The following is a 23740-nucleotide window of genomic DNA, read 5'->3' on the forward strand; positions in this document are numbered from 1 at the left end:
GGTGCAAAGTTACTGTATGTTGTCACATATTCCGGGGAAAAGTACTGGCTATTTTAGTCAAAAAACGTTAACTTAATAGTAAGTTCTTTGTAAAGACACAGGTGAGTATCTATTATCTAAATAAATCTCCACATATGAAGACGTATGATGAAAAACACATCAAAAACATCGTACTGTTAGGTGCACCCAAAAGCGGCAAAACTACCCTCTCCGAAACCATGTTATTTGAAGCCGGCATCATCAGTAAACGAGGCTCAATTGAAGAGAAAAATACCGTGTCCGACTACCACGATATTGAGCACGAACGGGGAAACTCCGTATATGCCACCCTGTTGCACACCGAATGGAAAGATTATAAGATAAATATTATAGACACACCCGGACTGGAAGATTTTATCGGGGAAGTAATTGCAGCCATCCGCGTATCCGACACTGCTGTTCTCCTGCTCAATGCCCAGTATGGAGTGGAAGTAGGTACAGAACTGGTATGGGATTATGTGGACAAATACCGGAAACCCACCATATTGGCCGTTAACCAGCTGGATGCTGAACTGGCCAATTTTAATAAAACCGTGGAAGACGCCTCCCGGGTATTCGGTCAGCCTGTTACTATTATGCAGTACCCCGTAAATGCCGGCCCCGGATTCAATGCGATCATCGATCTCCTGAAAATGACCATGTACCGCTTTCCCGAAAAAGGCGGCAAACCCGAAAAACTCCCCATCCCCGACAGCGAAAAGGAAAGAGCCGACCAGCTGCACAACGAACTCGTGGAAAAAGCAGCAGAAAACGACGATACCCTCATGGAACTGTATTTTGAAAAAGGAAGCCTGGATGAAGATGAACTCCGGCAAGGCATCAAAATAGGCATGCTCAATCACCACGTATTCCCCCTCTTCTGTTTATCCGCCAAAAATAATATGGGCAGCGGCCGCCTCATGGGATTTATCGATAATGTAGCCCCCAGTGCAGCGGAAATGCCTGCCGAAGTTATTACCGGAGGTAAACCTGTTCCCTGTAATCCTGCTGGTCCGGCAGGATTATTTGTTTTTAAAACCTTACAGGAGCCGCATATCGGCAGGCTCACTTATTTTAAGGTAATGTCGGGAGAAGTAAAAGGCGGTATGGAGCTTATCAACGAACAGGGCAATACTACCGAGCGTATCAGCCAGCTGTTTATCGCAGACGGAAAGAACCGCAATAACATAGAACGCCTGCAGGCCGGGGATATCGGTTGCACGCTTAAAATGAAAAGTACCCTCACCAATCATACACTGGCTGAAAAGAATTTCCCCGGGCAAATTGTTCCCATCGATTTTCCCGCCCCTAAAGTGAGGGTGGCCATTGAAGCAAAAAATAAAGGCGACGATGAAAAACTCAGCGAAGTGCTTGCGGAAATACACATGGAAGATCCAACCCTCCTAGTGGAGTTCAACCGCGAACTAAAACAGGTGATCCTCCACGGGCAGGGAGAACTGCACTTGCTGGTGACCAAATGGCGCCTTGAAAATATTTATAAAATGCAGGTGGCTTTTCACGCCGCCAAAATACCTTACCGCGAAACCATCCAAAAGCCTGCCCAGGCTTCCTATCGCCATAAAAAACAATCCGGTGGTGCCGGCCAGTTTGGAGAGGTATACATGAAAATAGAACCCTGGTACGAGGGTATGCCGCCCTACAAGGAACACACCGTGCGCGATTCGGAAGAAATAGCGCTGAACTGGGGCGGCAAACTGGTATTCAACAATTGTATCGTAGGCGGCGCTATCGACAACCGTTTCCTGCCATCTATCCTCAAAGGAGTGATGGAAAAAATGCAGGAAGGCCCGCTAACCGGATCATATGTACGCGATATACGTGTAAGCGTATACGATGGTAAAATGCATCCGGTAGACAGTAACGACATCTCCTTTAAAATAGCCGGTATGATGGCTTTTCGCGAAGCATTCCACCAGGCCGCCCCGCAGTTGCTGGAACCGGTGTACGACCTGGAAGCCGTAGCCCCCGATGTTATGATGGGCGACATAATGAGCGAACTGCAAACACATCGCAGCATCATAACGGGAATGGATACACTGAATGGTTACCAGGTGATCAAAGCACGCACCCCACAGGCAGAAATAGATAAACTGTTTGCTGCACTGCGCAATGTTACCCAGGGCAAAGCCAAGCTGAAATCCCAGTTTGCGGAATATGCACCCGTTCCTGCAGAGATGCAGCGTAAGCTGAGCGAAAGTTACAAGGAAGACCTGGGCGTTTAACGGGATAATGTGTGCGCCACCATCGTTACCGCTGGCAGCGGCCATTGCCCGATGCTCAGTTCCCCCAGTTTTCCCTGTCGAGGCTCCTGAACTGTATGGCCTCCGCCATATGTGCAGGTTCTACACTGTGACTGCCTTCCAGATCGGCTATCGTTCTGCTTACTTTCAGTATCCGGTCGTATGCACGTGCGGAGAGCTTTAGTTTTTGCATCGCCTGCCCCAGCTGCTCCCGGCATTTATCACTGATAACGCATACCGTGGCCAGCAACCGGCTATGCATTTGTGCATTACAATACACGCCGTCATGACCAGCAAACCGCTTTGCCTGGATCGCCCTCGCAGCAATCACACGGTTACGTATATACGTACTTTTCTCCGTCGCACTGGAGGACGACAGGTCCGCAAATTTTACCGGCGTTACTTCTACGTGCAGGTCTATACGATCCAGCAGCGGACCGGATACCTTATTCAGGTATTCCTGTACCTGCCCGGGCGCACAGGAACATTCTTTTTCCGGATGGTTGAAATACCCGCACGGACAGGGATTCATAGACGCCAGCAACATAAAGCTGGCTGGAAAGTCGATGGCTGTTCTGGCACGGGAAATAGTCACTCTTCTTTCTTCTACCGGCTGCCGCATCACCTCCAGCACCTTGCGTTTAAACTCCGGCAGTTCGTCCAGGAATAATACGCCGTGATGCGCCAATGAAATTTCTCCCGGCTGGGGAATGCTGCCACCACCCACCAATGCCGCATCACTGATGGTATGATGCGGAGAGCGGAACGGGCGGTGCGTGATCAGCGAAGTGTGCTCGGGGAGCTTCCCTGCCACAGAATGGATTTTAGTGGTTTCCAGCGCCTCCTGCAATGTGAGCGGTGGAAGGATGGTGGGCAAACGTTTTGCCAGCATAGTTTTTCCTGCTCCCGGCGGACCAATCAATATGGCATTATGCCCACCCGCGGCGGCTATTTCAAGGGCACGTTTAATATGTTGTTGCCCTTTTACTTCGCTGAAATCAATACCCCAATGGTCCTGCGTGGCGTAAAATTCGTCACGGACAGCCGTTACAGGTATGAGGCAATCCGGGTCATTTAAAAAATTAATGGCCTCCGAAATATGAGCAATGCCATACACTTTTAAACCACTAACCATGGCGGCTTCCAGCGCATTCTGTTTGGGCAGTATAAAGCCGCTGAAACCATCTTTCAGTGCCTGCATGGCTATTGGCAGCGCACCTTTGATCGGTTGAATGGTACCATCCAGCGACAACTCGCCCATCATCAGGTAATGCTCAAGATGAACGGGAGAGGCCTGTCCGGAGGCAGCAATAATACCCGCGGCAATGGGCAGGTCATACGCAGCGCCGGCCTTGCGGATAGCGGCGGGCGCCATATTTACCACTGTGCGCGTTCTGGGCATACGCAGGCCCATGCACTGAATAGTGGATTCAATACGCCGTTCGCTTTCCTTTACCGCATTATCTGGTAGTCCTACTATAAATAATTTGTTGCCTTTGGAAGATACATTTACCTCTATGGTAATGGTGATGGCATTTACGCCGAGGATGGCGCTGCCGTAGGTTTTAACAATCATATCGATATCTGGGTTAACAGATACGAATATAAGCATTTAACTGCTGGAAACATCGTTACATCGCCCGCAGTTAAATGCTTTCCTTTTTTATTTTATCTGCGTAAGCAGATCCAGCACCTTCTCTCTTTTCAGGATCAGGTAACCTATTTTTTCTTTGGCAATTCCATCTTTGAGCAGGTAGGTGAAATGCAGGTCGTCATCAATAACGGTAGATTCAAAATATTTAAACTGGATACGTTTTTCTGTGCTCAGTTCATCCGCCACTTCATAAAGGTGAGTAGAAAGGATAAACAGGCAGTTGGTACTTTTCAAAAATCCCCGGATCACTGCCAGCGAGCAGTTTCTGGCATCTTCCACATTGGTGCCTTTAAACATTTCGTCGATCAGCACCAGCCAGTTTTTACCATTGCTGATTTGCAGGATAGTGTTTTTAATACGCTGTACTTCGCTATAGAAATAACTTTCTCCCTTAAAAATATTATCCTGTACCTGGATGTTACTGAAGATGCCGTGAAAGAAGCTCAGCTCCATATTTTCAGCGGGCACGCCCATGCCTATATGTGCCAGGAATACGGCTACGCCCACGGCTTTGATAAAGGTGGTTTTGCCGGCCATATTAGCGCCGGTAAGGAACATGAAATGAGCTGCTTCATCCAGTTTTACATCATAAGCCACCGGCTCAGGAAGGATGATATGATAGAGTTGTGTGGCTTTAATAACAGGTGTGGTGCCGCCGGAGAAAACCGGGAACTGCAGGTTATAGTGCTTCATGGCTTTGGCCATCGCATAGTACGCATCCAGCTGCTGGTAAAGGGTTACCAGCTCCTGGATTACTTTTCTGTGTCGCTTCCGGATATAATTATCATAACGGAGGATCTCCACAAAGTTCAGTTTTCCCTCTTCATCTGCCTTTAAAATTTCATAGAATTCTTTTTTGGCAAGTAGCTGTTGCGCCCTGTCCAGCAACACTTTCAGCACTGTTGGGGTCTCGTTTGAATTGAAAACGTTGATAAACGAACGAAATCCTTTCAGTAATATCACCAGTTGTGTAAACGAAAATTTGATATAGCCATAATCAGGCGCATACAGCGTTTTGTTGAGTGCTGCATGAAGATATAAGGCAAGTCCTTCTGTGCTGGAAATAGGTTCGATCTGGGCATCCATGTAATTCTCCACCACTACAATGGTACCGTTGGAAATAATGGAAGGCCAGTTGCTTTCCTGTTCCAGTATATATTGCAATGCACGCTGCCGGTTCTTAATAGTGTTGATATCGGATAAAGGATTGCTGTATAGCTGCCGCAGGTATTCACGGCCGCCTGCAGTGGTAGTAAAATCGAGGCGGTGGAACAGGGAAAATTCTTCGTCGCGGTTAAAGATAGACAGGTCGTAGTAGGATGTTTTGTCCAGTTGCATGCAGCATCTTTTTGGTGAATATACGGTGGAAGATGCAAGGATAGAAAAATTCCATAAGAATTGAAAGGCCGTACCGGCATTTCCGTAAATGCAGCGGCTGCCGCTGCATTTACGGAGGCAAAAACTACCGGCTGAAAGCCAGTCGCTGACCCAATATGTTCTCATTAAAAACGCCATCCGCATAAGCGAGGTGTCCGCTTACAAAGGTATGCGTAACGGCCGCAGGGAAGGTATGGCCTTCAAACGGGCTCCAGGCGCATTTATAATATATGTTTTCTTTATTTACGTTCGTCTGGTGCTGCAGGTCTACGATTACGCAGTCGGCATAATACCCTTCTCTCAAAAATCCTCTTTCCTTTATCTGGAAACAGATAGCAGGAGCATGGCTCATCTTTTCCACTACTTTTTCCAGGGTGATGTTTCCCTTCTTTGCATATTCCAGCATTAGCAGGAGGCTGTGTTGCACCAGTGGAACACCGGACGGCGCCTGCAGGTAAGGCAGTTGTTTTTCTTCCCAGGTATGCGGTGCATGGTCGGTGGCAATGATATCCAGCCGGTCGTCCAGGAGTCCCTGCCAGAGTGCGGCTTTGTTTTCCGGCGCTTTAATGGCCGGGTTGCATTTGATCAGGTTGCCGTATTGTGCGTAGTCATCGGCAGTGAAGTGGAGATGGTGTACACACACTTCCGCCGTAATCCTTTTTTCTGCCAGCGGCAGCATATTGCTGAACAGCTGAAGCTCCCTCGCTGTGGAGATGTGCAGGATATGCAGGCGGGCATTGTGTTTCTGCGCAAACTGTATGGCTACCAGGGATGATTCAAAACAGGCTTCCACATCGCGTATCAGCGGATGATCCGCAGCGGTGAGGCGATCTCCTTTTTCCCGTTGAAAAGCCTCCATATTGGCGCGGATAATCTTTTCATCTTCGCAATGGGTGGCAATCAGCAGTTCGCTGTTGGAAAACACCGTTTCCAGGGTGAGATAATTATCTACCAGCATATTCCCGGTAGAAGATCCCATGAATATTTTCACGCCGCAAACGCTTTCTTTTTTGGCGTTTGTTTTCAGTATTTCTTCCACATTATCATTGGCAGCCCCCATAAAGAAGGAGTAATTGGCCAGTGAATGATGTTGTGCAATGGTGTATTTGTCTTCGAGTAGTTCCTGGGTGAGCGCGGCCGGTTTGGTATTGGGCATTTCCATAAAACTGGTGGTACCGCCGGCTACCGCAGCGCGTGCTTCGGAATAAATGGTGGCTTTGTGGGTTAAGCCGGGCTCCCGGAAGTGTACCTGGTCGTCTATAACACCTGGCAGCAGGTGCTTGCCTTCCCCGTTAATTTCCGTGTAATTACCGCTGATAGTGATATTAGGCGCTATTTTTTCAATGCGGTGGTCTTTGATCCATACATCCTGTACCGTGGTGCGCCCTTCGTTTACCACGGCTATATTCCTGATGAGGTAATTTTGCATGGCGCAAAGGTAAAAAAATCAGCGTAATGATGGTTAATCGGTGTGGTTGGGAGGCAATCTCTCCGGTTACCCTTCCAGGTGAATCGAAAACACAATCATCCTCGACTGTAATTTTTCCACCACATTGGAATATCGCAGGTTAGGGTCTTTCACATGCACATTGCCAAAACCATTGCTGATCTTAAACTCCGGGGCAAAGATGAAGCTCTCGAAATAGAACTCAAAGCCAGCGCCGGCTTCGTAACCGTAGTCGCTCTTTTTGATCTTTACCAGGTCCTCTGCTCTGCGCAGACGTGCGTTGGAGGCCAAGTCATAGTCATATTTAAGGCCCGCAATGGTATAAACGCGCATATTGCCGATGCGGTCCGATTTAAATTTAATCTGTAGCGGGAAGCTCAGTAATATCGACTCAATCTTCTTGTCAGTATCCTGTGGCTTGGGATAAGTTTCGCGGTAGTAAAGGTTTTTGGATGCAAAAATGAGCTGCGGGTTAAAGCGAAGGTCAAAATGCTCACTGAGCCTGGCATTGGCCAGCAGTCCCAGGTTGAATCCCATGGTTTTCAGCGGTTCCGCTACCATAATAGAATCATCGGCCAGGAAGGCAGGAGAATGCTCCAGTTTGAAATACGACTGGTTTGCCGCCAGCGTAATACCAAAGTAATAGGGTTTTGCATCGTGTTCCAACATATTCATCTGGGTTTGCGCCCTTGCAGGAAGCACCCCGAATACAATGAATATCAGCGCGTAGCGCAGTAAATGGAACATATGCCGAATGTTAGCGTTTTGCATGTAACGGCCTGGAAACGGGTATTGGTTAAAATAGTTCGCATTGCTTCACCCTGCGGAAACGCTTTCACAGATTCCGGCAGATAACTATAAGCCGCCTGGCTTTTAGCTATCCATTTCCCGATCAGCGGTGTGATATAACGAAAATACGAATTATATAATTGTTTAATAGGAAAAACTGTGGGATTCGAAAACTCTAGTATCACCAACTTGCCTCCGGGCTTCAACACACGATACATCTCAGACAGCCCCTTTTCCAGGTGCTCAAAATTACGCACACCGAATGCCACCGTTATGGCATCAAACGTTTGGTCGGGAAAACTTATTGTCTCACTATCGCCCGTTTGCAGGGTAATTTTATCGCCTAACCCCGCTTTCAGGATCTTTTCACGGCCATGACTCAACATCCCTTCAGAAATATCAATGCCCACAATTTTGTCGGGATGAAGACGCTTTTCCGCCATAATAGCAAAGTCGCCCGTGCCGGTAGCCACGTCCAACATGAGTTTGGGCTGAAGCGATTTCAAATACCCCAGGGCTTTTTTACGCCATATAATGTCGATCCCCAGCGACATAAAGTGATTAAGAAAGTCGTAGCGGTAAGCAATATCATCAAACATGGTCGCTATCTGCTCCTTCTTGCTTAATTTTGACCCTTCAAAGGGAACGATCTTCTGAACATTTGCATTTTCTGACATAGTGCGCAAAGTTAAAGAAATGTAGTCATGTGACAGTATGCAAAAACAGGGATACGGGATTTTTAATGGAACAAAGCAATATCATTATGGTTATTAAGTCAGCAGAATATCTTATCAGTAGTCCCGATTGGGAAAAATGCCCCAATCCCATATGGCCTGAATACGCATTCATCGGCCGGTCGAACGTAGGTAAGTCTTCTTTGATCAATATTCTGGCTAATAATGAAAAATTAGCCAAAACGTCGGGAACCCCCGGTAAAACACAGCTGATTAATCATTTTGCCATCAATAACGCCTGGTACCTCGTGGATCTGCCCGGCTACGGATTCGCTAAAAGAAGCCTGTCGCAACGCCGCCAATGGGAACAGATGATCGAAAATTACCTGCGCAAACGGCCCAACCTCGTCAGCGTATTTGTACTCATCGACAGCCGCCATCAGCCACAGAAAATCGACATCGATTTTATTACCAAACTGGGAGAATGGAATATCCCTTTCAGCCTGGTATTCACCAAAGCAGATAAAAGTACCCAGGCAGAAGTCAGCAAAAACGTAAAATCTTTTCTCAATAAAATGAGGGAAACCTGGCAGTTCCTGCCCCCCAACTTCGTTACATCTACCGTAAAGAAATCCGGCCGGGATGCCATCCTCAACTATATCGATGAACTCAACGCACAATTCCGGGCCATCGCCTGATCCGCTGCATCATCTTTTCTGCACACTATTATTACCTCAGTAATCTGGGGTAATTTTTTATTTTTATTTGTTTATCTTAATCAGTGATGGCATTTTTTTACCCAAATACTTGTTGGAATGCTGGATGCAACAGATGAAATACTGTGTAAAAAGATAATAGCGCAGGATGAGGAAGCGTTCAGGGTACTGTATGAAAAATACCGGGATCATATTTATGGCTACACCCTGAAACTCTGCGGCCTGCCGGAAGTAGCATCCGACGCCGTTCAGGAAGTATTTATGAAGATATGGGTAAAAAGAGATACCCTGAATCCCGGATTATCTCTCAAAGCCTACCTGTACACCACCACCCGAAACTATGTATTCGACTACCTGAGAAAGGCGGTGCATGATCAGAAATTCCGCGAATATTTTCTGCAGATGTATACAGAAGATACCGGCGCTATGGACGACATGCTCTACACCCGGCAGCTGGAAACCATTAAAATGAATGCCATCGCCCAGTTACCTGCACAACGGCAGCTGATTTTCAGAATGAGCAAAGTACAGGGCTGTTCCAACCAGGAAATAGCCGATCAGCTGGGCATCTCTGTCAACACCGTGAGAGACCAGCTCGTAAAGGCTTCCCGCTTTGTAAGGCACTACCTTTATCAACATGCCGATATCTCTGTTATTATTGCCGCCTTTTGCCATATCCTTCGCTGAGAAAAAAATATTTTTAAGTCCGGTCGTCTTTTAAATCCGCCCGATCGTACTATTGTTATGTCAACCAGGAACAATGGAAGAAAATAAGGAACGGATCACTGCTCTCTTTATTAAATTAACGGAAAGGAAATGTACACAGGAAGAGCGTTTGGAGCTCCTCGCCTGGTTACAGGACCACCCATCGCCGGAGTATTTACCTGCGGTGGAAGAGTTGTTGCTGCAGCAAAACTGGCCCGCAATGCCGGCGGATAGGGCCGGTCAGGTTTTTGCTGCCATCCTGCAACATACACCGTCCAAACCGGTGATCCCGTTATGGAAAAGAACCGGCTTCAGAGTGGCGGCAGCCCTGGTACCACTCATTGGCCTGGCTACCCTGTTGTTATTTTTTTACAGAGATAAAAATGATAAACGCCATTTTGTAAACAACACCCGCCAGGTGCAAACCTTCCGGCTGGAAGATGGTACGGTGATCAGTCTCAATCAACGCAGCAGCCTCACCGTAAACACATCTCCCCGTAAAAATCAGCCCAGGGAAGCATGGCTGAAAGGAGAAGCTTTTTTTACAGTGATTCACCAGGCAGCAATGCCCTTTGTTGTGCACACGGAAAACGGCGTGGATGTAAACGTACTGGGCACTGCCTTTAATGTAAATACGGCAAATGGAAACGCAGTGGTAGTGCTGAACGAAGGACGCGTGAAAGTCAACGCCGGCGCCGGCGTCCTGTTGCTCAGTCCCGGCGAAATGGCCAGCTATAATGCGGTCACTAAAATGCTCACCAGGCAAAAGGTAGATACCTTGTTCCAGACATCCTGGAAATACAACCTGCTCGCATTCAAAAGTGAACCACTGAAAATAGTGATGCAAAAACTTGGGGAACAATATGATTATGAAATAGTATTTGACCAGGAAAGAACCGGGGAACTGCTGTTTACAGGCTATCTCCCGTCCGATAACCTGCAGCAGGCCATTATTACGATAGAAGAATCCTTTAATTTACAATTTACTTTACAACACAAGACTATTCGGGTGAACAACAAAAAAATCCTTTAGAGACAACCAAAATTCAGTTATGAAAAAATTTAAATCAATCAGTTTCCAACTGGTAATGGTTACCGCTTTGCTATGCTGTTTGCAATGGTCAAAAGCACAGATACTAAAAGCAGCAACCCGCGAAAACAAGGTAACCACTGTGCCGCTTATTTCGGTGATCAATGAACTGGAAGCAAAGTTCGATGTCCGCTTCAGTTACAACACCAACCTGCTGAAAGGGAAAAATATCCTCCTGCAGAATACGGACATTTTTCAGGCAGATAACATTGAGAACAACCTCAATAAATGTATCGCACCATTAGGATTGGTATGCCGCAAAATCAATGGAAAGCTTTACGTGGTAAAAGCAGAAGATGCTGCTAATACCCGGTCTGTGATGGCTGCCGCCGGCAACATTGCACCACAGCAAAACATCAGGGGATCTGTAAAGGACTCCACCGGTAATGCCTTACCAGGCGTGATTATCCAGGTGAAAGGCTCCTCCAAGGCTACGATGACGGACAAAGACGGGAACTTCGCCCTCGATAACGTAAAAGATGGCGATGTTCTTTTATTCAGCTTCATCGGCTACACACCAAAAGAATACACCATTAAAGGGGAACAAACCATTAACATCGTTCTCATCGATCAGGCCATCAGCATCGACCAGGTGGTAGTAACCGCCCTCGGTATCAAACGCCAGGAAAAAGCCCTGGGATACGCGGTACAAAGAGTAAAAGGCGAGGCCGTACAAACGGTAAAAGGAGTGGACCTGGCCACTTCCCTCACCGGCCAGGTATCCGGTCTGGTTATTAAAAACTCCACCGAGTTTTTTGCTAAACCCGCTATTGAGTTAAGAGGGGAAGGTACCTTGCTGGTGGTAGATGGGGTGCCGTATGGCAACATGTCGTTACGCGATATCCCTACCGATGATATTGAAAGCCTGGATATCCTGAAAGGTCCTACTGCATCCGCATTGTACGGCTCCAGGGCTGCCGGCGGCGTGATCCTCATCACCACTAAAAAAGGAACCGGCGAAGCCCTGTCTGTAAACGTGAACAGCAACACCATGATCCAGAGCGGTTTTCTGGCCATTCCAAAAACACAAACTTCGTACGGCCGTGGACAAAACGGAAAAATTGACAACGATTATGTATGGGGCCCCCGGCTGGATGCAGGCAACACTGCAAGGGACTGGAACCCGGTCACCAAACAGTTTGAGGATAACCGGCCACTGAATTCGGTAGGAAAAAATAACCTGAAGAATTTTATGGAACTGGGCGTAATCACCAATAATAATATCAACGTATCACAAAGTGGGAAATACGGTAGTTTCCGCGCTTCCCTGAACCATATTTATAACAAAGGACAGTTTCCTAATGCGAAACTGAATATGTACAACTTCACCCTGGGCGGTGAGCTCAAGGCGACAGAGAAATTCAGCCTCGAAGGGCACATGGGCGTAAGCAAAAGAATGGCGCCACAGGTATGGGGCACCGGCTATGGTAACCAGGGATACATTTACCAGCTAACCATGTGGACCGGTCCCGAATACGATATCCGCCAGTACCGCGACTACTGGAAAACACCCAATCAAACACAAAACTGGATGTACACCAACTGGTATGATAATCCCTACCTGATTGCCTACGAAAAATTAAATGCGATCCAGCAAAATACCACTAACGCAAGTCTCACCGCTAACTATAAATTTTCCCCTGACCTTAGCCTGTTGGTGCGTATCGGCTATGATGTGTATCATAATAAAGAAACCTTTACCAATCCAACGGCTAATATCTACTCCACCCGCGGCGGATGGAATGCCAGGGGATTGTACAGCATCAACAACACCTGGGGCTGGAGTACCAACGACGACGCCATGCTCAGCTACAATAAAAAAGCAGGCGATTGGAACTTCGAAGCAATGGTGGGCGGAACAATTTATTATTGGGTAGACGAAGGACTGAAAGCTTCCACCAAAAACGGGTTAACAAGCCCTACTTTCTTTTCGCTTAATGGCTCCGTAGAACCGCCTACATTCACACCTGCCTATAGCAGCAGACAGGTAAACAGTTTGTATGGAAGGGCTGCTGTAAGCTGGAGAAATACCGTGTTTATTGATGCTACCGGCCGTAACGACTGGAACTCCGCACAACCGGAAGAAAACAGGGCGTATTTTTATCCTTCCATCGGTTCCAGTGTAGTATTGTCCGAATTATTCAAAATGCCTGCATTTACAGATATGTGGAAAATACGCGGCTCCTGGGCTACCTTTAAAACACCCGCAGGCGTATATGATATCAACCGTCTCTATACTACCACTACCGGCGCGTGGAACGGCGCAAACTCCGCGAGCTACCCCAGTAACCTGCTGGGCGTTAACCTGCTGCCAAGTTCACAGCGTACCTGGGAAATTGGTACTGCCGCCTACCTGTTCAAAAAACGTTTGAATATCGACGTCGCTTACTTCAATAAATACTATTACAACCAGCAAACTTCTGTATCTATTCCCGGCTCCTCCGGATTCCTGAATACCCTGGTAAATACTGCCGAAACCTATGTAAGAAAAGGACTGGAAATTACGCTCGGCGGAACGGTATTAAAGAAAAAGAATTTCCAATGGGGATCCACCATCAACTGGTCTAACCAGCACCGCTACTATGTAAACCTCGATCCGGTGTACTCTGCGCAAAATCCCTGGGTGAAGAAAAAAGAAAGACTCGATACCTATACAGATTACTATTGGCTGAGAGACCCCGATGGCAATGTAATCCACAACAACGGCTATCCCGTGGAAAGCGATTACCAAAAAAAATATGGTTACAGTGATCCCAGTTTCAGTTTTGGTTTTATCAATACCTTCTCCTATAAAAATTTTACAGCATCACTTAATATCGATGGCCGCGTTGGCGGGGTGATGTATAACTATATCTACGATAAGATGTGGGATTCCGGTACCAATCCCGAATCTGATAACCAATACCGCTACGATGAAGTAGTGAACGGCCTCACCAATTATGTAGGACAAGGCGTAAAAGTACTCTCCGGAAGTGTTTCCTACGACAACTTTGGCAACATCACCAGCGATACCCGCAAGTATGCGGTGAATGATACAGAAGTATCTTACCAAAACTACGCGCAAAATTTCAGGGGAGGCGATTACGGCATACAAAAGAAAACATTTGTAAAGGTGCGTGAAATATCTGTCGGATACCGGTTTCCTGTCACCATGCTGGCAAAGAGCGGTATAAAAAATGCATCTGTTTCTTTAACTGCACAGAACCTGTTCCTGTTTACAAACTTCAAATTTTCAGATCCCGATGTGGATGATGAAAACCTGAATTCACCATCTCAACGGATGGTGGGAGTTAATTTCAAAGTAGGGTTCTGATATCTTTCACCATCAAAGAAAATCTCATGAAACACAAATCACTGAAATATATATTATCCGTATCTCTTACTGCCGCAATGGTAACAGGCTGCTCAAAATTTGATAAAATCAATACCAACCCAAATAAAACTACACAGGTGAGTTCCGCCATGCTGGCCACCAATATGATCCTGAGTATTACCAGGTCGGATATCAGTACCGCCAAAAGTTTTATGCAACCTTATCTGCTGGGTAAATATCTTACCTGGGGAGAAGGACAGGAAAATTTCCAGTATAATAAATTCGGAAGAGCCAGTTTTAACAGGATCGCATTATTGCGTAATGTGCCGCCCATGATAGGCTATGCACCTGATGAAGAACTCCGGAAATCATACAATGCACTGGGACATTTTATAAGAGCCTGGCAATTTTTTCAAAGCACTATACAGGTAGGCGATATTCCCTACTCACAGGCGGTGAAAGGAGAATCAGAAAACGTTATCCAACCTGGCTACGATACGCAGAAGGCAGTATTTCTCGGCATACTCAATGAATTGGATAGCGCCAATCTTCTTTTTGCAGCAGGGAAAGATTTTAGCGGTGATCCGGTGTATAACGGCAAAGTGGATAACTGGCGCCGGCTGACCAACAGTTTTGAACTGCACGTGCTGATGAACCTGTACAGGAAAACAGGCGATGCGGATCTGAAAGTAGTGGAGCGGTTTAAAGAGATAGTTGCCAACAGGCCTTTAATGCGTTCTTATGCTGATAATTTTGCTCTTACCTATACGGCAGCAGCAGGCCAGAATTACCCTTGGTCCGATGTGCCGGCGGGCTCCGGCAACTCTTTTGTAAAGTCAAATTACACCATGTTGTCAGCCACGCTGATAGATCCGCTGAAAACATTGCACGATCGTCGTTTGTTTTACTATGCAAAGCCCTCACCGGTAAAAATTGCAGCCGGTAAAACAGCGGATGATTATGACGCTTATGTAGGTGCGGAGCCTTCTGATGCATTCCCTGCACTGCAATCTATACGCCTGTCAAAAGATTATTCCGACCTGAACAGCCGTTATGTAAACATGGTGAATGCAGAACCGGTAAGCGTTTTCAGCTACTCGGAATTACAGTTTGTATTGGCAGAAGCAGCCCTGCGGGGATGGATCACCGGCACGCCGGCGCAAAGTTATTATGCTGCAGGTATTACCAATTCCATGAAATTCACCGCCGCCTATACACCGGACATAGAAGATTATCACCACAACATGAAAATGGATGATAGTTATATTCAGTCGTATGTAGCATCGGTGGTACTCACTGGCAGCATGCAGCAACAGTTATCGCAGATTATTACACAAAAGTATCTCGCGGGGTTCCTGCAGGGCTCCAATTATAATGCGTGGTATGAGCAACGGAGAACAGGTTATCCCGTATTCAAATTGAATACTACCACCAACCTGAATACGCCTGCTACGCAGTTTCCGGTAAGATGGCTTTATCCTGATAATGAACTGAGTTATAACAATGCGAACCTCAACGAGGCCATACAGCGGCAGTTTAGCGGCAGTGATAATGTGAATAGCGTGATGTGGTTATTGAAGGATTAAAGTATAAAGCGGGGATGAAAGCGATATTCGTTTTCATCCCCCTGCTTAATAATAATTGCTGTATTAATAGGCTACCTTGCCGTAAGTCATGGTGCAGGCATCAGAAATGTTACCGGTCAGAATTATTGCATCGCTCGTAAAAGTGACAAAGAATTCATTGCTTTTCCCTATTGTCAGCACATTTTGATTGTTAACCTGTTTAAGGTGAAACGTATCGGCGGTTTCTCTTACACCATCAACAAATAATTCGTATTGTTTACCCTTGAATATTATTTCCTGCTTATTGGTAACAGGCGCACCCTGTCCGCTGAAACATCCTTCTACCTTTGCCAGCCGCCATCTCCCTTCTATAGAAGTAAGCAGTGGAGCATCTTTCTTTTTACAGGCAGAAAAAGCAGTTATTAAAAACAGGACAAGGAGGGAATAATAAGTTCTCATAACGGGGTGATTGGTTCAATGATTTATAGATGGATGATCAGTTAAATACTTTATTATTGATAATCGTTTGATTGATCTTTCTCTCAAATTCCGCGAAGTAGGCGGGAGCGGGACCACCGGGTATATCTAAATAAATGGCGGTAGTGTCTGTTGGATTTTTTTGTACATATATAAATGCCCGGAAGATGCCATCTGCTGCCCCACGTGATGAGTAAGTATTAGGATCGGCTTTTATAGCTGCCCGGGGAAAGTTGGTGAGATAAGGTTTCAGGCTGTCTTGCACGTTATTTGGTAATTTCCTTGTACTTTTTTCACTATTTTTTTGAGTAATAATATAGCTGCCATCTGCAGTGATCTGTAGCGTTTTGAATTCGGCGTTGGGAATGCTCGAGCCTGCGTCATACACAAACAACGACGTAGTATCGGGAGCTTCCACTTTATCTTTTTTACAGGAAAGAACGCAGAGGCACGCCAGCAACAGTATGGCTGCCAATGATTTTGGTAGTGTCATATAGGAGGCTGTTTTACTGAATGTATAGCGTAGAAACCAGGAAAAAGTTACAACAGAAGGAGGGATTGTATAGCTCGATAAGGGGAGAAAATGCCACCTGACGTGGCGACACGTCATAAAAAATCTGAGAGAGGTACAAAAAAAAGAGGCGCCTTAGTTCACTATTTTATTAGCGCAACTGCTGCTGGCAAAGGCTTCCGGTTTGGCTTTAAAGGCAAAGCCCATACCCAGGATATAGCCCATTGCTTCCCGCAAGGCCAGGTTGCTTTTGAACTGAGGGTTCGTATTGATGTCTGCATGCACTTCCATGTCTACATCATATTCTGTAAACAGGTCACACAATTCATACGCAATTTCAATACTCTTCGCTACTTCTACCAGCATGCGCTCTTTGATAGAATAGCGGTCTTTTGTTTTTTCATTGTGAATAAACATAAATCCGCCGTGGCCTTCCCGCAGGAATACTATCACCGTAGCGAATTCCGTATCTACTCCTTTTACCTGGGAATCAGTACCAATGCACACTTTCAGGCGAAACCCCTTTGCGGTTTCACGAACGATGGCTTGTCTTACTTCTTCCTTTACCGGAAGGTGGATAACCTCTCCATTAAATCTTCTCCATTGCATACATGTATAATTAAGGGTGAACATGCGTATTTGGGTTATGCTATAATGCCTGCCTGCTGAAGTAATTCCATGCGCTAATTGGGTCAACAATATGGGATGCGTTCATTGGGGAATAACAGCAATATTTACGAATATACGAAAAAGCTGTTAGCAATAGCCAACAGCTGTACATTAAAAAAATAAGAAGATTCAGAAAATAAAACGGCTAGAACTGCCCCGTACTAAGCATTACAAGGGTACATGCTTCCACCGGCTGAATATTATGCTCCCTGGCAATATCTTCCAGTTCGGGATTTTCTGCTCCCGGGTTAAAGATGATACGGCGGGGTTGCAACTGCAAAATATAATCATAATATTCTTTCTGTGCCGCCGGGTTCAGGTACATGGTAACCGTATCTACTTTTTCGAGCGGTGGATGCGCGGTAATCACGGGCGTATCACCAATGGCGGCCGCCCGTTTGCCGATCGCCACTACCGGGTGCCCTTTGGCTTTGAGCCGGTTCACGGCCAGGTTGCTGTATCTTTCCGGGTTGGGCGATGCGCCCAGTACCACGGTGAGCTTTTTATCGTTATTGGGTTCCATATAGCTAATTTACGGAATTCACCACAAGTGATAAGCGCTCCGGGGCAGATGCGCGAGGATATCGCTGCATGCCCCCGCAAGCTCCGGGAATTGAAAAGTAAAGCCCTCCCTGGTGGCCCTGGCAGGCAGCACCCACCTGCTTTTTAACAAAAGTTCTGCTTCTGTGCCAATCAGCATGGCACCCGCTTTTAATAAAGGAACAGGTGCCGGCAATCCAAACCGGTACCCCGCAGCGTTGCGCAGCGTTTTCATAAATACCTTGTTGGTAACCGGGTGGGGCGCCGTACAATTAAACACCCCGCTTAAAGCATCGTTTTCGTATAGCCATGCCACCATCCTGCACACATCGGTGATGTGGATCCAGGTATACATCTGTCGCCCGCTGCCCTGGTGGCCACCTAAACCGGCTTTTATAAGGTTGAGGTAGGGCTGCATTACGCCGCCGGGTTTCCAGCCAAGTGTAATGCCTATACGCAATATTATTTTCCGTGTATGCGGTAGTGTAATGCTATCGAACGATTGCTCCCATCGTTTACATACCTGTACAGAGAAGTCATTTTCTATCTCTCCGTTAAATTCATCCATCGGCCGGTCTTCCGCATGACGGTATATGGTGGCGCTGCCGGCGTTGATCCATACTTTGGGTGGATTTTTCAGCGTAAGTATAGCAGCTCCCAATGCCCTGGTGGCATTAACCCTGCTATTTACAATCGCCTGTTTATTGGATTCGTTGTACCGGCAGTTCACACTCTTGCCGGTGAGGTTAATGAGCAGATCGGTATGCTCCATCGCTTCCACCCAGTTTCCCGGATGTTCCCCATCCCATTGCTCATAACGGATACGCCCCGAAGAAGGACGTGCATGTCGCGTAAGGATAATAATATCGTTATCCGCACCAAAATATTCAGCGAAGCTGCTGCCTATAAAGCCGGTGCCCGCAGCAATAACAATACGTTTATTTTGCATAAAATAAAGTTAAACCGGGGTGGAAGTAGCCCTGCTATGGAGGGTAACAATACATCTCCGTATAGTTAATCCCGTTACAGACAATATCAGCGCCGGCAGCACAATATAAAAACTGGCGTAAACCAGCCATCCGTAAATATTGAAAAAATCGATAGATCTGAATACCCGTAACTTGTTTGCCTGTACGAGGAGAAATAAGATTCCTATAATAGAGAACAGTACGCACTGGAGTTTTCGTAGCATCCTGTCATCAGGAGCTGTTTTCCTTAGTATAAAATTGATAACGCCTGCAGAGAATTGCCAGGCCAGGAGGATGAAAGTAAGATATGGCGGCAGGGAGAATTTGGAAAAAACAACAAGATGAGTAATATCAATCGCGCAAATAACAGTCAGGAGCCCTTGAACAATGCCATCTACTATATAATATAGCTTCATCTTTCTTTTTTATTTGTTTGGAACTTTCAGAAATAAATGAAAGTATGACCCAAAAAAAATTACTTAATGAGTTTTATCAGGCTGCTGTAGAACCAGTTTTCTTCCGATTTAATAAATGCACTGATCGTCTTATCCGTTTGCTGGGCAAACTTGGTGATATTGGAAATAGAATCCTTAAAAGCTTTCATTTCCTTATCTTTCGGATCACCTTCCGCCTGTTGCAGCTGTAACAGCACTTTCATGATAGGATCCAGTTCGCGCTTCTTTCTTTCGCGGGCGATATACGTAGCCACCTTCCAGATATCTTTCTCTGCTACAAAAAATTCTTTTCTTTCTCCCGGGATGAGGATACGTTCCACCAACCCCCAGTTAATGAGTTCCCGCACATTCATATTGGTATTTCCACGGGAAATGTTCAGTTCCTCCATGATATCATCGGCACTCAACGGGTCGGGCATTACCAGCAGTAAAGCGTGAATCTGGGCCATCGTACGGTTAATACCCCATTGGGCGCCTAATGAACCCCAGGTTTGAATAAACTGCGCCTTTGCTTCCACTAAATTCATGTAGGTTATTATTTTATAGCGTTTGACAATTTACAAGGCCAAATGTATATCAAGTTTTTGAACTTTCAAAAGCTAATGAAACATTTTACCGGTGAATGACGGGGCATACAGCCGTCTTCCGGGCACAAAAAAAGGCGAAGTATACACTCCGCCTTTTCGTATAGCTATTACAATTAGTTTATACCAGCATTGTTACCGGGTTTTCCAGGAACCCTTTCAGGGTAGCCAGGAAACGTGCGCCTACCGCTCCGTCCACACTTCTGTGATCGCAGCTCAGGGTCAGTTTCATAATGTTGGCTGTTTTTATCTGGCCTTTCTCCACCACCGCAGTTTCAGTGATATTACCTACCGCCAGGATCGCTGAATCCGGTGGATTGATGATCGCCGTGAATTCGTCGATACCCAGCATACCCAGGTTGGAGATACTGAAGGTATTGCCGCTGAATTCCTGTGGTTGCAACTTTTTGTTTTTGGCTTTGTCGTACAGGCCTTTCGCATCAGTGGCAATCTGGCTGAGTGTTTTCTGATCTGCAAAGCGGATTACCGGAACAATCAAACCTTCTTCAATAGCCACCGCAGAACCGATGTGTATATGCTGGTTCTGACGGATAAAATCGCCCATCCAGCTGCTGTTCACTGCCGGATGCTGACGCAGTGCCATGGCAGAAGCCTTGATCACCATATCGTTGAAGGAAATCTTAACAGGGGAAATTTCGTTGATGGATTTGCGCGCTTCTATCGCCTTATCCATATTCACATCTATTTTCAGGTAGAAGTGAGGAGCGCTAAACTTGCTTTCGCTGAGGCGTTTAGCAATTACCTGGCGCATTTTGGTCAGCGGAATATCTGTGAAGCCTTCCTGGCCGGCAGGTACAAACGCCGGAGCAGCAGGCGCTGCGCCGCTTTGTGCTGCCGGAGCCGCCTTGGCTGCAGGAACATAGCTATCTACGTCTTTTTTGATAATACGGCCACCGTCACCAGAACCAGGAACCTGGCTGATATCGATGCCTTTTTCCTCTGCCAGCTTCTTAGCCAGCGGAGATGCTTTCACACGGCCATCGGCGCTGGTGGTTGCAGCAGGAGCCGGAGTTGCCGCCGGAGCAGCAGTCGTGCCATTCTGTGATGGGGCAGCAGCAGGTGCGGATGGAGCTGATGCTGCCGGGGCAGCGCCTTCAGCAGCCAGGATCGCATCTACATTAGTCCCCTGTTTGCCCACAATGGCTATAATGCCGTTTATTTTGGCCGCTTCGCCTTCCTTCACACCTATATATAATAAGGTACCGTCGGCATAACCCATTACTTCCATGGTCGCTTTATCCGTTTCCACTTCAGCCAGTACATCGTCATTCTTCACAACGTCGCCTACCTTTTTGTTCCAGGCAACTATTTTACCTTCTGTCATAGTATCGCTCAGGAGCGGCATACGGATAACAGTAGCATTTTTCAGCGCTTCTTTTAATGCAGCGTCATCAGCCGGTGCAGCAGCAGCCGGAGCAGCCTGTGGTGCAGGTGCAGCAGGTGCAGCATTAGCGGCAGGCGCCGGGGCAGCAGCAGCTGTTTTACCTTCACCTTCCAGCAGGGAAGTGTAATCTTCTCCGGGTTTACCTACAATGGCAATGATCCCGTTTACCTTTGCTGCCTTTCCTTTTTCAACACCTATATAAAGGAGGGTTCCTTCTACGTAACCCATCACTTCCATAGTGGCTTTATCCGTTTCCACTTCAGCAATTACATCGTCTGCCTTTACTGTATCGCCCACCTTTTTATGCCATTCCGCAATCACCCCTTCCGTCATCGTATCACTCAAAAGGGGCATTCTGATAACTTCTGCCATAGTGCTTTATTCAAAATTTTGTTCAAACCTACATGTTTTTGCGCAAAAACGCAAAGAAGGAATTGTAAACTGTTTAAAAATGTCTGTCTATCGTTAATATTTAATCAGCGCAATCACGCTAGAAGTCTAACTCCATGTTCAGCCGGTCTTTCAACTCTTTCACCAGCGGGTATTTTTCCGCCATCTGCTGGAATTGCTCCCGGCTGGAAAGCGGCGCCGGACCTATATCCTGGGTCTGCTGACTCTCATCCAGCTGCAGGGTGAGCACAATGGCCGGATTGTTAAATTTCTTCTTCAGAAACTCAGCAATCACGAGCTTTTCTTCTTCCATAAACCGGAATTGCACAATGTTCCGGCTCACAATTCCCACCTCCATAGTGCCCAGCAGTTTCAGTTGCGCCAGCTGCAAATTGCTTACCACCGTCATTTTGTTGGCCTGCCGGTACAGATCAATAAATTCGTCCCAGTACACATGGATCGCTCCCATCGTAAGCGGGGTCGACTGCACATGGGTGGTTCCCTGCTGTTTGGCAGCCATCGCTTCTTTCATGGCAGCCAGCCCTGTTAGTTTGCTGGCCGGAGCAGCAGCGGTTGTACCAGCTGCGGAGGTGCCGCCGGCCGCAGGTGTGACGGTGGCAGGTGCGGGCGTTGCAGATACAGGGCTGGTTGCCGGCTGACTGGCCACAGGCGCCGTTGCCGGTTCGTGGGTAGCAGTTGAATGCCCATTGGAAGGTATTGGCTGTGCAGGAGCAACGAATACCGGTGTGGGCGGTGGCGCAGGTGCTGCCACAGGGGCCGCTGCTGTCACAGGAACCGCTACGGGAGCCGTTTGCTGCGGAGCAGACTGAACCGGCGTATCTACCGTTAAACGTGGTCCCGGCACTATGCCGATACTCTCCGTAGTAGCCGGATTCCCGGTAATGGTTTTAGCAGTTACCGGCTGGGCTACAGGGGCCCGCAACTTCTGCGGGGGAGAACCATCAGCTACCAGCTTTTTTTTTGACACTTCCCCGTTACTGTCATCACTGACCAGGGTTACTGCCTGTTGCAGAAAACATAGCTTGATCAGCGCCATCTCCACATGCAGCCGCTTGTTACGCGCCATGCGGTAGTTGATCTCCGTTTCATTCAGCAGGTGAAGGGCAGTGATCAGGTAAGCAGGACTCACCTGGCCCGACAACTGTTTATATCGTTCTTTCAGGTTACCGGAAACCTCCACCAGGTGAAGGGCCTTGTCTTCTTTACATAACAGCAGGTTACGCAAAAATTCCGCCCACCCGTTCAGGAAATTATCCCCTTCAAAACCTTTCTGTAAAATTTCATCAAATATCAGCAGGGCATTGGCTACGTCCTGTTGAAGCACAGACGCCATTACCCGGAAAAAATAATCGTAATCAAGAATATTCAGGTGCTCCAGCGTATTCTGGTAAGTAAGATGCCCGCTCGTAAAGCTCACAATCTTATCCAGCGTACTCAGGGAATCACGCATACAGCCATCTGTTTTCTGCGCTACCAGGTGCAGGGCATCTGTTTCAGCCTGGATATGCTCCTTGTTACATATCTCCTGCAAATGGTCTACCGTGTCCTGTATGGTAATACGTTTGAAGTCGAAGATCTGGCAACGGCTCAGGATCGTTGGTAATATTTTATGCTTCTCCGTAGTGGCCAGGATAAAAATCGCATAGGATGGCGGCTCCTCCAGGGTCTTCAGGAAAGCATTGAAAGCTGAGGAACTAAGCATGTGTACCTCATCTATTATATAGATCTTGTATTTTCCCGCCTGTGGCGCAAAACGCACCTGCTCCACCAGGGTACGGATATCATCTACCGAGTTGTTGGAAGCAGCATCCAGCTCATGAATGTTGAAGGAACTGCCCTCATTAAACGACTTGCAGGAATGACACTCATTACAGGCTTCCCCATCCGGCTGCAGATTTTCGCAGTTAATGGTTTTGGCCAGGATACGCGCACAGGTGGTTTTCCCTACTCCGCGAGGCCCGCAAAACAGGAAGGCATGCGCCAGCTGGTTATTGCGGATGGCATTTTTGAGAGTGGTGGTAATATGTGCCTGTCCTACTACAGTTGAAAAGTTCTGTGGACGGTATTTACGGGCTGATACGATAAAATTCTCCATATGACTGCTACGCTTT

General features: G+C 47.0%; 20 protein-coding genes. 6 read left to right on the forward strand and 14 right to left on the reverse strand.

Features of this window, described 5'->3' with window-relative positions; genetic code table 11:
* The first annotated feature begins 134 nt into the window (after window positions 1-134).
* The gene (locus ACLHR0_RS28045) at window positions 135-2261 is read left to right on the forward strand and encodes an elongation factor G (protein WP_436491093.1); all 2127 of its coding nucleotides are present in this window, start codon (window positions 135-137) and stop codon (window positions 2259-2261) included.
* A gap of 55 nt (window positions 2262-2316) precedes the next feature.
* Here the strand turns inward: ACLHR0_RS28045 and ACLHR0_RS28050 are convergent, their stop codons facing one another.
* From ACLHR0_RS28050 to ubiE, 5 genes are all read right to left on the reverse strand, one after another.
* A complete protein-coding gene (locus ACLHR0_RS28050; RefSeq protein ID WP_436491095.1) occupies window positions 2317-3855 on the reverse strand; it encodes a YifB family Mg chelatase-like AAA ATPase in 1539 nt (512 codons plus the stop codon).
* 87 nt (window positions 3856-3942) lie between these two features.
* On the reverse strand, window positions 3943-5271 hold the full coding sequence (locus ACLHR0_RS28055) for a MutS-related protein (protein ID WP_429044610.1): 1329 nt from the start codon (window positions 5269-5271) through the stop codon (window positions 3943-3945).
* 124 nt (window positions 5272-5395) lie between these two features.
* Window positions 5396-6739, reverse strand: a complete 1344-nt coding sequence (locus ACLHR0_RS28060) for a dihydroorotase (RefSeq protein WP_436491097.1) — start codon at window positions 6737-6739, stop codon at window positions 5396-5398.
* Between the two features lie 66 nt (window positions 6740-6805).
* On the reverse strand, window positions 6806-7504 hold the full coding sequence (locus ACLHR0_RS28065; protein ID WP_429044613.1) for a porin family protein: 699 nt from the start codon (window positions 7502-7504) through the stop codon (window positions 6806-6808).
* Window positions 7477-8223 (reverse strand): bifunctional demethylmenaquinone methyltransferase/2-methoxy-6-polyprenyl-1,4-benzoquinol methylase UbiE, encoded by a 747-nt coding sequence (ubiE, locus tag ACLHR0_RS28070; RefSeq protein ID WP_370910931.1) that lies wholly within the window; start codon window positions 8221-8223, stop codon window positions 7477-7479. The genes ACLHR0_RS28065 and ubiE overlap by 28 nt, the downstream gene beginning before the upstream one ends.
* 86 nt (window positions 8224-8309) lie before the next feature.
* Between ubiE and yihA the strand changes: the two genes are divergently transcribed.
* From yihA to ACLHR0_RS28095, 5 genes are all read left to right on the forward strand, one after another.
* A complete protein-coding gene (gene yihA / locus ACLHR0_RS28075) occupies window positions 8310-8918 on the forward strand; it encodes a ribosome biogenesis GTP-binding protein YihA/YsxC (RefSeq protein ID WP_429044616.1) in 609 nt (202 codons plus the stop codon).
* A gap of 117 nt (window positions 8919-9035) precedes the next feature.
* Window positions 9036-9623 (forward strand): RNA polymerase sigma-70 factor, encoded by a 588-nt coding sequence (locus ACLHR0_RS28080; protein WP_429044620.1) that lies wholly within the window; start codon window positions 9036-9038, stop codon window positions 9621-9623.
* A gap of 73 nt (window positions 9624-9696) precedes the next feature.
* A complete protein-coding gene (locus ACLHR0_RS28085) occupies window positions 9697-10674 on the forward strand; it encodes a FecR family protein (RefSeq protein WP_436491101.1) in 978 nt (325 codons plus the stop codon).
* 19 nt (window positions 10675-10693) lie between these two features.
* Window positions 10694-14044: a SusC/RagA family TonB-linked outer membrane protein gene (locus ACLHR0_RS28090; RefSeq protein ID WP_436491103.1), complete on the forward strand. Its 3351-nt coding sequence runs from the start codon at window positions 10694-10696 to the stop codon at window positions 14042-14044.
* Between the two features lie 26 nt (window positions 14045-14070).
* Window positions 14071-15630, forward strand: a complete 1560-nt coding sequence (locus tag ACLHR0_RS28095; RefSeq protein WP_436491105.1) for a SusD/RagB family nutrient-binding outer membrane lipoprotein — start codon at window positions 14071-14073, stop codon at window positions 15628-15630.
* A 63-nt stretch (window positions 15631-15693) separates the two neighbouring features.
* Here the strand turns inward: ACLHR0_RS28095 and ACLHR0_RS28100 are convergent, their stop codons facing one another.
* The 9 genes from ACLHR0_RS28100 to ACLHR0_RS28140 form a co-directional block, all read right to left on the reverse strand.
* Window positions 15694-16068, reverse strand: coding sequence for a hypothetical protein (locus tag ACLHR0_RS28100; protein ID WP_436491107.1), 375 nt, complete (start codon window positions 16066-16068; stop codon window positions 15694-15696).
* Between the two features lie 37 nt (window positions 16069-16105).
* Window positions 16106-16579 carry a hypothetical protein gene (locus ACLHR0_RS28105; protein ID WP_436491109.1) on the reverse strand — a complete coding sequence of 158 codons (474 nt, stop codon included), beginning with the start codon at window positions 16577-16579 and terminating at the stop codon, window positions 16106-16108.
* Window positions 16580-16732: 153 nt separating this feature from the next.
* Window positions 16733-17206 (reverse strand): ribonuclease H-like YkuK family protein, encoded by a 474-nt coding sequence (locus ACLHR0_RS28110; protein ID WP_079470056.1) that lies wholly within the window; start codon window positions 17204-17206, stop codon window positions 16733-16735.
* 205 nt (window positions 17207-17411) lie between these two features.
* Window positions 17412-17789, reverse strand: coding sequence for a CoA-binding protein (locus tag ACLHR0_RS28115; RefSeq protein WP_436491111.1), 378 nt, complete (start codon window positions 17787-17789; stop codon window positions 17412-17414).
* Window positions 17790-17807: 18 nt separating this feature from the next.
* Window positions 17808-18755, reverse strand: a complete 948-nt coding sequence (locus ACLHR0_RS28120) for a TIGR01777 family oxidoreductase (RefSeq protein ID WP_436491113.1) — start codon at window positions 18753-18755, stop codon at window positions 17808-17810.
* A gap of 9 nt (window positions 18756-18764) precedes the next feature.
* Complete coding sequence (locus ACLHR0_RS28125; RefSeq protein WP_436491115.1) at window positions 18765-19190, reverse strand: hypothetical protein; 426 nt, start codon at window positions 19188-19190, stop codon at window positions 18765-18767.
* 59 nt (window positions 19191-19249) lie between these two features.
* Entirely contained in the window at window positions 19250-19756 is a 507-nt protein-coding gene (locus ACLHR0_RS28130; protein ID WP_079469472.1) for a GbsR/MarR family transcriptional regulator, read from the reverse strand.
* A gap of 178 nt (window positions 19757-19934) precedes the next feature.
* Window positions 19935-21590: a pyruvate dehydrogenase complex dihydrolipoamide acetyltransferase gene (locus ACLHR0_RS28135; RefSeq protein WP_436491118.1), complete on the reverse strand. Its 1656-nt coding sequence runs from the start codon at window positions 21588-21590 to the stop codon at window positions 19935-19937.
* 118 nt (window positions 21591-21708) lie between these two features.
* On the reverse strand, window positions 21709-23724 hold the full coding sequence (locus ACLHR0_RS28140) for a DNA polymerase III subunit gamma/tau (RefSeq protein WP_436491120.1): 2016 nt from the start codon (window positions 23722-23724) through the stop codon (window positions 21709-21711).
* Window positions 23725-23740 lie beyond the last annotated feature (16 nt).

The organism is Chitinophaga sp. ARDCPP14, assembly GCF_051362515.1.
In the GTDB taxonomy this organism is placed as follows: domain Bacteria; phylum Bacteroidota; class Bacteroidia; order Chitinophagales; family Chitinophagaceae; genus Chitinophaga.